This is a genomic window from Streptomyces sp. 15-116A, from assembly GCF_025290915.1.
In the GTDB taxonomy this organism is placed as follows: Bacteria; Actinomycetota; Actinomycetes; order Streptomycetales; family Streptomycetaceae; genus Streptomyces.
In genome coordinates, this window is record NZ_JAOCQE010000006.1 from 64,594 (window position 1) to 78,624 (window position 14,031).

The 14,031-nt window shown below is 72.1% G+C and carries 8 protein-coding genes and 1 pseudogene; 8 read left to right on the top strand and 1 reads right to left on the bottom strand.

Annotated elements, in window-relative coordinates:
* The first annotated feature begins 156 nt into the window (after positions 1-156).
* The 4 genes from N4P33_RS02395 to N4P33_RS02410 all read left to right on the top strand — a co-directional run bounded on the left by N4P33_RS02395 (position 157) and on the right by N4P33_RS02410 (position 9,685).
* Positions 157-3,540: a sigma-70 family RNA polymerase sigma factor gene (locus N4P33_RS02395; protein ID WP_260824457.1), complete on the top strand. Its 3,384-nt coding sequence runs from the start codon at positions 157-159 to the stop codon at positions 3,538-3,540.
* A gap of 78 nt (positions 3,541-3,618) precedes the next feature.
* Complete coding sequence (locus N4P33_RS02400; RefSeq protein WP_260824458.1) at positions 3,619-6,747, top strand: helicase-related protein; 3,129 nt, start codon at positions 3,619-3,621, stop codon at positions 6,745-6,747.
* Positions 6,744-8,603, top strand: a complete 1,860-nt coding sequence (locus tag N4P33_RS02405) for a DUF1998 domain-containing protein (RefSeq protein ID WP_260824459.1) — start codon at positions 6,744-6,746, stop codon at positions 8,601-8,603. The genes N4P33_RS02400 and N4P33_RS02405 overlap by 4 nt, the downstream gene beginning before the upstream one ends.
* Positions 8,600-9,685 carry a DNA helicase gene (locus N4P33_RS02410; protein WP_260824460.1) on the top strand — a complete coding sequence of 362 codons (1,086 nt, stop codon included), beginning with the start codon at positions 8,600-8,602 and terminating at the stop codon, positions 9,683-9,685. The genes N4P33_RS02405 and N4P33_RS02410 overlap by 4 nt, the downstream gene beginning before the upstream one ends.
* Before the next feature lie 60 nt (positions 9,686-9,745).
* On the opposite strand, the gene N4P33_RS02415 is transcribed toward N4P33_RS02410, so the two are convergent.
* Positions 9,746-10,348, bottom strand: coding sequence for an HD domain-containing protein (locus N4P33_RS02415; protein WP_260824461.1), 603 nt, complete (start codon positions 10,346-10,348; stop codon positions 9,746-9,748).
* A 202-nt stretch (positions 10,349-10,550) separates the two neighbouring features.
* On the opposite strand from N4P33_RS02415, the gene N4P33_RS02420 reads away from it, so the two are divergent.
* The 4 genes and pseudogenes from N4P33_RS02420 to N4P33_RS02435 all read left to right on the top strand — a co-directional run.
* Entirely contained in the window at positions 10,551-11,090 is a 540-nt protein-coding gene (locus N4P33_RS02420; RefSeq protein WP_260824462.1) for a hypothetical protein, read from the top strand.
* A gap of 145 nt (positions 11,091-11,235) precedes the next feature.
* Positions 11,236-11,772 (top strand): GNAT family N-acetyltransferase, encoded by a 537-nt coding sequence (locus N4P33_RS02425; protein WP_260824463.1) that lies wholly within the window; start codon positions 11,236-11,238, stop codon positions 11,770-11,772.
* Between the two features lie 6 nt (positions 11,773-11,778).
* Complete coding sequence (locus N4P33_RS02430; RefSeq protein WP_260824464.1) at positions 11,779-13,290, top strand: ABC transporter substrate-binding protein; 1,512 nt, start codon at positions 11,779-11,781, stop codon at positions 13,288-13,290.
* A gap of 3 nt (positions 13,291-13,293) precedes the next feature.
* Positions 13,294-14,031: pseudogene (locus tag N4P33_RS02435) on the top strand (ABC transporter permease); the annotation flags it as partial.

Sequence of the window (14,031 nt, forward strand, 5' to 3'; positions counted from 1 at the left end):
TCCCCCTGATGTACCGCTGCGCTACTCATCGTGACAGAGAGAGGTGGCAGCACGTGACACCGTACACGAATCGCTGTGCACTTGATAGTGCGGCGCCTGTTGACACTATCAACGGGCTGACTTAACGTCATTCGTGAAAGGTCTGGGGGTGGGGCAATGGCGCATCGGTCCGACGTCGGCGGTGGTGAGGCGGTCGCCGGTCTGCGTGCGGCGCTGGGGGAGCTGCTGTCCGGGCTGCGGCAGGCGGCTGTGGGTGGCGTCGTACCGGAGCACGTCTTCGCCGAAGGCGTGCGGGCGCTCGCGCTGGGAGACGCCGAGCGGGAGCGGCTGCGTCACGAGCTGGCCCGGCTCGGGCTGCCCGTAGGGGAATCGCACGTGCACGTCGGGGATGACCGGCAGGGTGGTGAAAAGGTTGTACGGAGGTGTGAAGAAAATGTGTCCTCGCGGCTCGTGAGCGTACGGGCCCTGCTCGCCCGCTACGCGGACGCCGACGGATATGTCACGTCCCGCGTTCTCGAGGGCGTGACCCGGCTCGCGGGACTGACCGCGCGCGAGGCGGAGCAACTGCGCGCCGGGGCGTTGGTGCGGGCCGAGGCCGCGCAGGCGGTGGATGCCCCGGCTCTGGAACCGGAGCCGGAGCCGGAGGGCGGTGCCGGGGATGAGGGGGGCGAGGATGCGCACGGTGACCTCGCTCCAGCCCTGGCCGCCGCCCATGCCGTACTCGACGCGGACCGCTTCGAGCGGAGCCCTGGGAACCGGCTGCTCAGTGCCCAGGCCGAAGTCGGTCTCGCGGTATTGGTGCGGGGCGGCGCGGAGCACATCGGGCGAGAACCGGACGACGATGAACTGAAGGCGCTCCCGCCCGGTGACCTCAGAATCCGTGCCCGGGACTGCCTCGTCCTGCACAACCAGCGACTCGTGCACTCCGTCGTCCGGCCGTATCTCGACCAGGGCCTCGACTACGACGACCTCCTGCAGCACGGCTTCCTGGGCCTGCTGAGGGCCACGCGGAAGTTCGACCCCACCAAGGGCTTCAAGTTCTCCACCTACGCCACCTGGTGGATCCGTCAGTCCATCACGCGTGCCATCGCCGACGAGGGCGCGCTGATCCGGATCCCGGTCCACATGCACGAGCAGATGCGCAAGGTGGTCAGGGCGGAACGCTCCCTCGCGGCCGAGGGCCGTCCGGCGACCGTCGCCGACGTCGCGGTGAGATGCGATATGACGCTGCAGAAGGTGGAGGAGATCCGGCGCCTCACCCGGCGCACCGACTCCCTGGACCGCGTCATCGGCGACGGTTCGACCCTGGCCGACTTCGTGGGGCACCTGCACGCGCTGCCGTCGGTCGAGAAGCAGGTGCTGGACGCGCTGCATGTGGAGGCGGCCCTGGACGTCGTGGACACGTTCGGAGCGCGTGAGCGCCGGATCCTCGTACGACGTCTCGGGCTCGACGGGGACGAGCCGTCCACGCTGGACGAACTGGGACGCGAGTTCGGCGTCACGCGCGAGCGTATCCGGCAGATCGAGGTGAAGGCACGTCCTGAACTGCGGGAACGGTTGAGGACGGCGGGACTCGTCGACGTCGACCTCGACGCCCTGTGCGCGGAGGCCGAACGCGCGGCGGACAAAGCGGCCGAGGCGGTACGGGCCGCCCGCATCGCCCGCGCCACACACGGGGCCCGGACCGCCCGAGCCCGGCACGCCCTGCGCCGGGCGAGGGCACAGCGGCTCGCCGCAGCGGCTGGGGAGCACAAGCAGGTGCCTGAAACGCCGGGGCCGGCAGCCGGGGCGAGAGAGGTCGCGAACCCACTGACCGCGGAGGCAGAGTCCGTGGCCGCCCAGGTCGACGGAGAGCACGCGGGGGTCGAGGGGGACGTCGCGGGGGAGCGCTTGGCGGTCGGCGGGGGCACCGCGCGCGGGGAGGATGCGGGGGGTGCCGGGGACGCAACGGCCGGAAACGATGCGGAGGTTGAAGGGGGCGCGGCGGCTGGGGACAACGCCGCGGTCAGCCGCGACGCCGGGGCCGCCGCGCGTACGGTGAGCGAGCGGGATGCCGCCCCCGAGGCAGTTGCCGCGGACGAGCAGGACAGCGCGGCGGTGGCGGCGTTCGGCACGGAGGTCGTTGCGGCGGGTGAGGCAGGAAGGGGCGCCGGGCAGAAGGCCGACGCCGATACGGTCGCCGGCACTGGCATGGATGGCGGTGGCGGGGCAGGCGCGGCGGTTGCGGTGTTCGGGGCGGAGGTCGTTGCGGCGGGTGAGGCAGGAGGGGGCGCCGGGCAGAAGGCCGACGCCGATACGGTCGCTGACACCGGCACGGAGGGCGATGCTGGGGCAGGCGCGGCCCGCGTTGCCGGGACCGGCACCGGGAGCAGCGCGGAGATCGGCCCAGACGCGGCATCTCCCACGGCCGGCGCCGACTGGGACCGGGCGCTCCGGATGGCTGAGGCCCCTGTCGAGCAGGACGCCTGGCTCGCCGCGTACGCCCTCGCGGCCCTGGGGCACCAGGGCCTGGTCGCCCTGCTCGGCCGGCCCGCCGCTGACGTCGTGCGAGACGCCTCTGCGGGCGGACACCTCTCGCGTGACGTTCTGACGGCGCTGGACGTGCTGCGGCGCGTTGTCGACCACCTGGCGCAGACCGGGCAGCGGCCCGAGGACCTTCTCGACCGGCCCGCGGAATGTCTGAGGGGCGGCACGCTCCGCGCCTATCTCACCGAACGGCCTCTCGTGCTGCGCGAGTCCCGGCTCGCGGCACGGGACGCGCTGCGGGAGTTCATCGCGGCGGCTGCCGAGAAGGAGGCCGTCCCCGTTGACGAGGAGGCCGCTCCCGTGACCGACCTCCGCGGTGAGTACGAGGTACGCGAGGCCCGCCTGAGGGAGGAGTTCGAGCAACGGCTCGCGGAACAACGGCAGTCCGCCGGGCAGGAGCTGGCAGCATGGGAGGACGTACTGCTCACCCGCATGGACACCATGGTGCTCCGGCGGGAGGGAAGGATCCGCGCCCAGTCCGTGCAGCGGATCGCCCAGCTGAAGGCACAGCATCACGAGGCCTATCAGGAAGCCCTGCGGCGGGCCGGGGCGGCGGAGGAGGTTCTGCGGCAGGCGGAACGCCACCGGGACCGTACCGAGGCGCTGGAGCTGCGGCTGCGGCAGTACCGCGAGGACACCGAAGCCCGGATCACCGACCTCGAGACGCAACTGTGGCAGGCCAGAGCCGCGCTGACCCAACGGGACCGGGCGGACGAGGACGTTCTGCGCCGGCAGCGCGAGGCTGCCGAAGCACGGGTCGCCGCACTGGAGGAACGCCTCCGGGAGACCGAGGCCGCCCTCGCCCGGCAGGAGCAGGCGGTCGCGGCGGCGAGACTCCGCGCCGAGCACACCGAGCAGCAGGCCGCGCAGCGCATCGCGCAGACCGAACATGACGCCTGGGTGCGGATCACCGAACTTCAGCAGCAACTCGCCGAGACACAGCAACGGCTGGCCGCTGCCAAGGCCGCCGCCGAGAGCCGCAGCTCCTTCCGGGACCGCTGGCGCCGCTCGTGACCGGAGGGCGGCACTGCTCCGGCCGAGTGCCGCCCTCCGTACTCCGCCCTCCACCGCCCGATGAACAGCAGGATTGCCATGGACCCCAGAGAAGAAATCATCTCCTACCTCCGGCGCCACCTCGTCGGCCCGGCCGGCGGCGCCGACGAGACCCTCCACGCGCCCCCGGACCGGCAGTACCTCATGGGCACCCTCTACCCGCAGGAAGCCGATCTCCAGGGGCAGTTGGACCTCGCGAGGGAGGAGTTCGACGGGTCCGGAACCGAGCAGCGGGCCGAGGACGCCGCCCCGGCGCACGACCCCGTGCCCGAGTCCAACGCCTGGCTGCCGTCGTCCCTCGGCTTCAGCTTCTACACCGACGCCGACACCATCGAGGTCGACTGCGCCGGCGCCCGCTACGAGACACGTTCCCGCAGTGGTCAGCGCGGCCGGACCTGGCAGCGCATCCCGCTGCCCGCCGAAGTCCACCTGCTCGATGCCCGCCGCGACCACTTCTCCGTCCTGGACGGGCGGGCCGAACTCCGCCTCACCCGACGGAGGTTCGGCACCGGCAGTCTCGTCACCGTCGCCCTCGTCAACGCCGGGCACTACGACCCGGCGCTCGGCAGGAGCGCCCACTGGGACCGCATGCTGTTCCAGGTGGAGCTGGGCGCACGGCCCGTCGACGGCCAGGTGCTGCAGTACCCGAGTGTGCTCCTGGCCAGCCGGGACCCGGAGGAACAGGAACTGCGCCTGCAGTACCGGCATGTGCGCACGCACGCCGTCGGTCACGGATGCGCGGTCGAGGAACTGCACGACGACACGGGAGAGCGGGTGACCGGCCTGCGGGCCGCTGTCATGCCGGAGGTCGAGGTCACCGGCGTCCGCGCGGCCGGCCTTACCGGCATGCCGGTGCTCAGCCTGCGCCACCTCGCCGACCCGTCCGTACCGGTCGACCAACTCCGCGAGGAACTGGGGGAGTTCGCCGCCGCCTACCGCGCCTGGTACGTGGGACAGCTCGACACGGACGTGCCCGAGTGGGGCCGCGACGCCGCCCGCCGGGTGCTCGACCGGATCCGCACCGCGGTCACCCGGATCGAGTCCGGCGTACGCACCCTGTGCGACCCGGAACGCCCGGAACTGCTGCGCGCCTTCCGGGCCGCCAATCAGGCCATGGCGCTGCAGATGCGCCACTCCGCCGCCGATCTCGCCGGCACCCGGCGTGCCCGCCGCGACGACAGCGTTCCCCCGGACCCGCAACCGTCCCCGGACGCCCGCTGGCGCCCCTTCCAGCTGGCGTTCTTCCTGCTGGCCGTCGACGGCACCGCGGACCCCCGGCACCCGGACCGCGCCGTGACGGACCTGATCTGGTTCCCCACCGGCGGCGGCAAGACGGAGGCGTACCTGCTGCTCGCCGCGTTCGTCATGGTCCTGCGCCGGAACGACCCCGACGGCGCGGGCACCGCCGTCCTCAGCCGGTACACCCTGAGCCTGCTCACCACACAGCAGTTCCAGCGCGCCGCCACGACCGTCTGCGCCCTGGAATCCCTCCGCCGCGCCGATCCGGCCACCTACGGCGAGGAACCGTTCTCCATCGGCCTGTGGGTCGGTGAGGCCACCACCGCGAACAGCTATGACAAGGCCCGCCGGGCCTTCGACACCGCGCGGGAGGCCGCCACCCCGGACGACGTGTTCATCCTGGACCGCTGCCCCTGGTGCGGCACCAGCATCCTGCCCGCGCACAAGTCGCCCGACATCGGCGACTACGGCGTGCGCGCCACCGCTGGCTCCTTCCGCTTCTTCTGCCCCAGGGACGCGTGCCTCTTCCACGACGAACTGCCGGTGGCCGTCGTGGACGAGCACCTGTACGACCGGCCGCCGACCTTCGTCCTCGGCACCGTCGACAAGTTCGCCCGGCTCGCCTGGGAGCCCCGCGCCGGACGCCTCTTCGGCGCGGGTACGGGCAACCGGCCGCCGTCCCTCGTCATCCAGGACGAACTGCACCTGCTCACCGGGCCCCTCGGCACCACCGTCGGGCTCTACGAGGCGGCCGTCCTCGGACTGTGCACCGCACCGGACGGGACCGGTCCCAAGGTCGTCGCCTCCACGGCGACCATCCGCCGGTCCGGCGAGCAGGTACGCGCCCTGTACGGCGGAGACGTTCAGCTCTTCCCGCCCGCCGGGCTGGACGCCCGCCACTCCTACTTCGCGGAGCCGGACACTTCCCGGCCCGGCCGCCGCTACGTCGGCGTCATGGCGCAGGGTCACACCGCCGGCCGCGCCTCGGTCGCCACCGCCGCCGCCCTGCTCCAAGGGGCGTGGGAGCTGCCCGAGGAACACCGGGACGCCTACTGGACGCTCGTCGCGTACCACCACAGCCTGCGGGAACTCGGCCGCACCGTCACCGCCGCCGCGGACGACATCCCCGCACAGCTCGCCGGACTCGACTCCGGGACGGGCGTCCGCCCGCTGCCGGACGCCCAGGTCGAGGAACTGACCAGCAACCTCCCGCGGGCCGAACAGCCCGTACTGCTGGACCGGCTGGAGAAAGCCTGGGACGACCCGCAGTCGGTGTCCTTCCTGCCCTGCACGAACATGCTGTCCGTCGGCGTCGACGTCAAACGGCTGGCGCTGATGCTCATGCAGGGGCAGCCCAAGACCACCGCCGAGTACATCCAGGCCACCAGCCGCGTCGGCCGGCACTCCGTCCCCGGACTGGTGGTGACGTTCTTCAACGCCACGCGCCCCAGGGACCGTTCGCACTACGAGACCTTCGACGTGTACCACCGCGCCCTGTACCGGCACGTCGAACCGACCAGCGTCACCCCGTGGTCCGTACCCTCCCGCCGCCGGGCGCTGCACGCCGTGCTCGTCGTCCTCGTGCGGCACCGGCTGGGACTCGCCGCCGAGAACCAGGCCGGACAGATCCTCGACCGGATGCCCGAAGCCGAAGCCCTCGTGGAGGAACTGGCGGCCCGGGCGGAGGCCGCCGAGCCGACGGCCGGCGACGCCGTACGCAAGGAACTCGCCGGGCTCCTCGCGGACTGGGAGGACCTCGCACGCCAGGCCCGCGCGTCCGGGCGCGAGCTGTACTACCGCAGCCAGGGCAAAGGCCACACGAACCTCATCAAGAGCTTCGAGCAGGTCCACGGCCTGTGGGAGACGCCCAACTCGATGCGCAACGTCGACCGTGAATGCCAGGTGACAGTGAAGGGAGCCGACCTGTGAGCCGCACACTCCGGGTACGCCAGTCGCAGACCGTGGTCCCCTTCGGAGCCGGAGCCGTCTTCGACATCCAGGGCGAGTCGTTCGTGGCCACCGGCATCGGCGACTGGCCCACCCGCGGCAGGCAGCGGATCGACTCGCCCCGGCTCGCCGACCGGCTCGGCGTCACCGGCTTCTACGCCGCCCCCGCCACGCCCAACGACCGCTACGACGTCGCCGACGCGCCGGGAGCGCCGTACATCCGCTTCCCCTCGTGGCTGTTCTGCGGTGCCTGCCGGCGCATGAAGCGCTGGCGCATCGCCGACGAGAAGCACGGACAGGCACCGCGCTGCCCGTCCTGTTCTCCCGCACGGCCTCTCGCCCCGATGAGGTTCGTGCAGATCTGCAAGGCCGGCCACCTGAGCGATGTCGACTGGTGGTTCTGGGCACACTCACGGCGCGACGGCGGTGAGCGCCGCACCTGCGAGGAACGCGAGAAGCTGCGCTTCCTCGTCTCCGACCGCGCCTCGGGCCTGGAGGCACTGTCCGTCGCCTGCGCCGCGAAGGGCTGCGAGGCCGCCCGGGACCTGCTGGACATCCTCGGCACCCACGGCATGCGCTGTTCGGGACGCAATCCCTGGCAGCGGGCGAGCGAGGCTGTCCCGTGCCCCCGCCCGGTGCAGATCGTGCAGCGCACGGCCGGCAACCTGTACTACCCGAACGTGCATTCGGCGCTCGACATCCCGGAGACCGACGTGGTGGTGCACGACGACGAAGGGCTCGCCGCCCAAGTCCGTGAGCACCACCTGTGGGTGTCGCTGTGCCGGGACGCCGCCTCACCGCGCGCCGTGCTCTTCCGGCAGATGATCCAGGAGGACACCGGAGCCGACGACGGCCTCATTGACGCCCTCCTGGCAGAGGAGATGGGGCAGGCCGCCCCGGTTGCCGATGCCGCGGATGGCGGATTGCCCGCCGGACCGTCCTGGCCTGACCTGAGCCGGGAGGAATGGGCCGCGTTCACCGCCCCGGCCCCGCCCGCCACCCGGGACTTCGCTCTGCGCGAGACGACCCTGGGCCTGGCCGGTGAGACCGAGGAACCCTGGGCGGGGATCGCCGGCCGCTTCGGCCGCGTCGTCCTCGCCGACCGGCTCCGCGAGGTGCGCGCCCTGTCCGGCTTCACCCGCGTCTCCCCGGACGCCACCGTGGTCCCCGCCGACACCTCCCGCCGACTAAAGTGGCTCCCCGCCGTCGAGGTCTTCGGCGAGGGCATCTTCCTCACCCTCGACCGCGCCGCCCTGGGGGACTGGGAGCAGGACACCGAGGTACGGCGGCGCGTGGCCGGCCTGCGCGCAGACCTGGAGCGCTCGTTCCAGAAGGACCGGCTGGCGAGTGTCACCGGCCCGGAACTCGCTCCTCGCTTCGTCCTGCTCCACACGCTGGCCCATCTGTGGATCCGTCAACTGTCCTTCGAATCCGGGTACACGACCGCGAGCCTGCGCGAACGCATCTACGCCCGCCCCGACCAGGACCAGTACGGCATCCTCGTCTACACCGCGGCCGGAGACGCCGAGGGCACCCTGGGCGGGCTCGTCCGCCAGGGCGAACCCGGACGGCTGGCCGAGACGCTGTTGCGGATGACCGAGGCCGCCGCCTGGTGCTCCGCCGACCCCCTGTGCGCCGAGCACTCCGGGCAGGGCTTCGGCAACCTCAACCGGGCCGCCTGTCATGCCTGCGCGCTGCTTCCCGAGACCAGCTGCGAAGCCGGGAACAGCCTCCTGGACCGCGCCCTCGTCGTCGGTGGCGAACGGGTCCCCGGCTATCTGCAGTCCATAGTCGCCGCGGCCCGGAACGCCGCGGTCACCGCCCTGGAGCAGCCATGACCGTCACCTATCTCGACCTCACCCCCGACCAGCGGGCCGGACTGGACGGCGTCCCCTTCGACGGCCGGCACCTCGTCAGTGGCCCGCCGGGAAGCGGCAAGAGCATCCTCGCGGCGCAGCGTGCCGTGATGCTCGCCCTCACCGGCACCCCGGTGACCCTCCTGACCTACTCCAACCTGCTGCGCCAGTCGCTCGCCGGCTCGGTGCACGTGCTCGGTCCGGCCGACCGTTCGGTGCGGGTCATGACCGCCCACCGCTGGCTCGCCGACTGGTACGGCGCGACACCCCCGGGCGGGGGCGACGGCTGGTACGACTGGGACGCCCTGTTCAACCGGGCCGCCGACCGGGCGGCCGCCGACGGGCCCACCCTGGTCATCGACGAAGGCCAGGACCTGCCGCCCGAGTTCTATCTGCTCTGCCGCATGATCAACGCCCGCGTGACCGTGTACGCCGACGAGTGCCAGCGGCTCACCGACACCAACTCGACCCTGGACGAGATCGCCCGCAACCTCGGCCAGTGCTCCCGCCGTGAACTGGACGGCAACCACCGCAACACGGAGCAGATAGCCTCCTTCGCCGCGCACTTCCACATGGGCACCGGTCTTCCATCCCTGCCCGTGCGCCAGGGACCGGCACCACGCCTGCACCGCTTCCACGAGCGGGGTGCCGCGGATCTGCTCATCCTGCTGGCCGAGTCCCACCCGGGTCGGAGCATCGGGGTGATCGCGCGTTCCCGGCACACCCAGTTCTCCCTGCTCGGCAGCGTCCAGCGCAGGGCACCGCGCCTCAAACCCCAGCTGTACACGTCGGAATCCAGGGGCAGCCTGTACCGCAATCTCGACCTCGGGCGTGGTGGCATCGTGATCGTGAACCGGGCCAGCGCCAAGGGGCTCGGCTTCGACACGGTCGTCATCCCCGACACACATGAGGACGCGGCCATGGACCCCACCTCTGCCGCGTTGCGCATGGCGTACTACGTCCTCGCCACCAGGGCGCGGCAGGAACTCCACCTCGGGTATGAGGGCGACACCGAACCGCCCCTCCTGGCGCAGGTGAGTACGGGTGTGCTGCAACGCGGTTGACGGCGCGGGGTCCGGGCTGCCGGGCTGTGAGGCACCTGTCCTGAGCTGTGCGGTCCAGTGTCAGGGGAGGACCGGAGCGCAGCCGCCCGGTACCCGCCCGGCCAGGTCCGGATCGCCGAACTCCGTGCGCAGGGCCTCGAACGCGGTCACCTTTTCCTCGCCGAAGCGGCGGACGTAGGCGGCGTACTCGTCGGGGGAGAGGTAGGCCGACGGCCTGGACTTGGTGTGGAATTTGTCCGCGTACATCACCAGCCGCTCCTCCGCCGTCACCGCCAGGTAGTCGGCGGGCGGCAGCGGGAGGTTCTGGCTCACGATGTCGTGGTGTGTGAGGCCCACTCCGGTGTGGTGGGAGCAGAAGCGGCACAGGCTCTCCGGGAAGCCCTCGCGCTCGAGGATCTCCTGGCCGAGCAGTCCGTGCTGGATGTAGTTCGCGTGGTCCAGCCGTCCGTCGTCGTCGTACAGGCGGTAGACGCCGATGTCGTGGAGGAGGCAGCCGGCGCGGACCAGTTCGGCGTCGAGGTGGCTCAGGTGCGGCGAGGTGAGGAGCTGCTCCGCGATGCCCCACACGATCTCGCAGTGCGTGTGGACGAGGGTGAACGCCTCGGCGGTCGGTGCGTACTTCTCGTGCAGGGCACGGATCTCTTCGGGGCTCGGAATCCTCACCGGGGGAGGGTAACAACCATCGTTTCCGGTGCCGATGGCCGTCCCCGGCCGTTGCGTTGCGGGGTCTGTGCGTCAGTGTATCCGCCCGCGTGTCACGCGATCGGGTGATGATCCGTGGCGCGGGCACGTCCCGGATCCGCCGCCCGTTTGATCCAGCGACGAGGGCTTCACGCCCATCCGCAGTGAGACAACGGGGGCACACATGGGTCTGCATTTCCACCGCAATCCCGACGGTACGACGACCGGGCGCAACGACGACACCGGGTTCACGGTGACGAACACTGACGCGGAAGAGGTGAAGCGGCTGCTGTACGAGGACGCCGGGTGGGCGTACACGCCGCCACCGCCTCCTGTCCCGGCAGGGTTTCATCGGTTCTCGCTGGTGCATGAGGAGTTCGAGGCGACGGGGTTCGAGGACGAGCGGTACGCGGGGCTGCGGGCGCGGCCGCCCGAGGGGTGCGTGCCGGTCGACTGGGGGTGCTTCGCCCTCGAGTGCGAGCGGCCGGGGAAGACGCTGCTGGACGCGGTCGCCGGGACCGTCGCGGAGATCCGGCGTGAGCACGGGCTGGTGATGAACAGCCTGGGGGTCGAGAAGCCGCACGAGTGGCTCGGCAGCGACAGGAACGGACCGGCCGCGGAGATCGTCGCGCATCTGGTGCTGACGGCCGCCCACCGGGCCCGTCTGCTCGGGTACGGGCGCAAGGACGTCGTCCGGCTCCTCGATGCGGCGGGTGTCGAGTAGAACTTTTTGAAAATGAATGTCATGTGGTTAGCTTCTCTTCGGCCGGGCGGCCGCGCCTCTGCCGTCTGGGCCGCCTCCGGCGTACCCCGCCCGCCACCGACGCCCCCGTGACCTGCCCAGGAGCCTTAATGCCTAAGATGTGCAAGTGCGCAACTACAGCATCAGGACCGCCGGCCCCGCAGACCTCGACCGGGCGCGAGCCGTGATGCTCGACACCGTGTACCGCGACTTCGGCACCGGCTATGTGCCGCGATGGCACGGCGACATCATCGACCCGGCCGCCGCCTATCTCGCCTCACCCCGACACACCCTGCTCGTCGCGCTCGACCCCGACACCGAGGACGTCGTCGCCACCGCCGCGCTCGACTCCCGTGGGCCGGCTCACCCGCCGAACCCTCGGCACCTCGCCGAGCGGTATCCCTCCGGGGAGACCGCGCAGCTGCGGCGGGTGTATGTGCGGCCGGAGCATCGCCGGCGTGGACTGGCGCGGCGCATGGTCGCGGAACTGCTCGACTTCGCCGCAGCCGACGGAGGCTACCGGTCCGTGTATCTGCACACGGACCCGTCCGTCCAGGGGGCCGAGGCCTTCTGGCGGTCGCTGGGCAAGGTCGTGCACGACGAACGTGAGGACCCGGGCGGCGGCAACAGCGTCGTCCACTTCGAGATTCCGATGGGGAGGTGAGCTTGGATGCGCCTGTCTCGCTCGTTTCGTACGCGGCTTCTCGCCGCCCTCGCCCTGACACCGCTGCTCGCCGGGTGTTTCGCCTCCGGGGGCGGTGATACGGGGGAGGGGGCCGACGGCAAGAGCGGCTCCCGGCTCCGCGTCGCGCTCGCCTTCCCGCCCGCCGAGCGGCTCTCGCCCTACGGCGCCGACGCCACCCTCCTCAGCCGGCTCGGCGTCACCGAGGGGCTGACCGCGCTGGACGCCAACGGTGCCGCCGCGCCCGCACTCGCTCAGTCCTGGCGGCAGAAGGACGAGCGGACGTGGGAATTCACGCTGCGCGACGCCCAGTTCCAGGACGGGAGTGAGGTCACGGCAGCAGCCGTCGCCGCCGCGCTGACCCACGCCGCCGAGGCCGAGCCCGAGCCCGCCGCCCTCTCCGGCGTCGACCTGACCGCCCGGGGCGACCGGGGCGGCCGTACCGTCACCGTGCGCACCGCCGAGCCCGATCCCGTGCTGCCGCTACGGCTGTCCAGCCCCAGCCTCGCCGTGTTCTCCGAGAAGGCGTACGCCAAGGGCGGACGCGTGGATCCCGTCGGCACCGCGACCGGGCCGTTCGAGCTCACCGAGGTCAACGGCGCCTCGTCCGCGACCCTTGACCGCTTCGACGACTACTGGGGCGGGCGCGCCCAGGCCTCCGGGATCGACGCACGGTTCGTCGCCGACGGGACCGCGCGGACCAACGCCCTGCGCACCGGTGAGGTCGACATAGCCGAGGCCGTGCCCGTCGCGCAGGCGGCGACGCTCGATCAGGCGACCCGGCGCGACACCGCCACCACGCGCAGCACCAGCCTCCTGCTCAACTCCGCCTCCGGCCCCTTCAAGGACCCCGGGCTGCGGGCCGCCGCCCGTGCCGCCGTCGACACCTCCGCTCTCGCCGAGGGCGTCTACGAGGGGTATGCCGACCCCGGGGCCGGGATCTACGGGCCCGCCGTCACCTGGGCCGACGGCAAGCGGGTCAAGCCCGTCGGGCGGGCCGGCGCCGACGATCCGAAGGGCGCCTCCATATCCCTGGCCACCTACGACAACCGGCCCGAACTGCCCGAGGTCGCCCAGGTGCTGAAACAGCAGCTGGAGAAGGCCGGGTTCAAGGTGAAGCTCACGGTGCGGGAGTACTCCAGACTCGAGAGCGACGCGCTGGAGGGGAAGTTCGACGCCTTCGTCCTGGCGCGCAACACCCTCCTCGACACCGGTGACCCCGTGGCCGTGCTCGCCAGTGACTACACCTGCGACGGCGACTACAACATCGCCCAGCTGTGCGACAAGGAGGTGGACCGGGCGGTCGCCGAGGCCGAGCGAACCGCCGATCCCGGCAAGCGGCAGGACGCGGCCATGGCGGCGGAGGCCGCCGTCCTCGGCAGCGACGCCGTGGTGCCGCTGGTGCACCAGCGCATCATCACCGGGGTCGGGACCTCGGTGCGGGGGGTGGTGCTCGACCCGTACGAGCGCACCCTGGTCGGTATGGGAACGCGGCGCTGAGCCATGCGACAGCACGTGGCCACACTCCTGTGGCGCACCGCGCTCGCGGCTGCCCTCGTGTGCGGCATCGGTCTGCTGCCGTGGCTGGCGCGGACCGATCCCGCGCTGACCGTGCTCAAGGCGCGGTCGGCCGAGCGGGACCCGACCCCCGAGGTGCTCGCCGACATCCGGGCCGAACTCGGGTTGGACGCCGGGCCGTTGCACCTGCTGGGGCAGTGGCTGAGCGGGCTGTGGCGCGGGGACGCCGGGCGGTCGTGGATCTCCGGGGGCGAGGTCATGCCCGACGTGCTGCAAGCACTGGGTGCGTCGCTGCTGCTGATGAGCGTGGCGCTCGTCGTCGCGGTGCTCACCGCCGCGCTGGTCTGCGCCCGCACGCTCCGGCTCGGTGCGCGGCGGCGGCTCGACGGGCGGCGCGCGCCGGGCACCGGGTCCGCGGTGCTCGCCGCGCTGCCCGAGTTCCTCGTCGCGTCCGTGCTGGCCACGGTCGTCGGGGTGCAGCTGGGCTGGCTGCCCGCCCTCGGCTGGTACGGGCCGCAGTGGACGGTGCTGCCCGCACTCGCCCTCGGGCTGTCGGCCGGGGCCGTGCTGGGGCGGCTGCTCGACGATCTGCTGCCCGGCGCCTTCGGTGAGCCGTGGGCGCTGAGCGCGGCGGCGCGGGGCATACCGGGCCGGCGCATCGCACGCCAGGCGGTGCGACGGTGCGTGCCCGCCCTGCTGCCCAACGTCGCGCTGTTCGTCGTC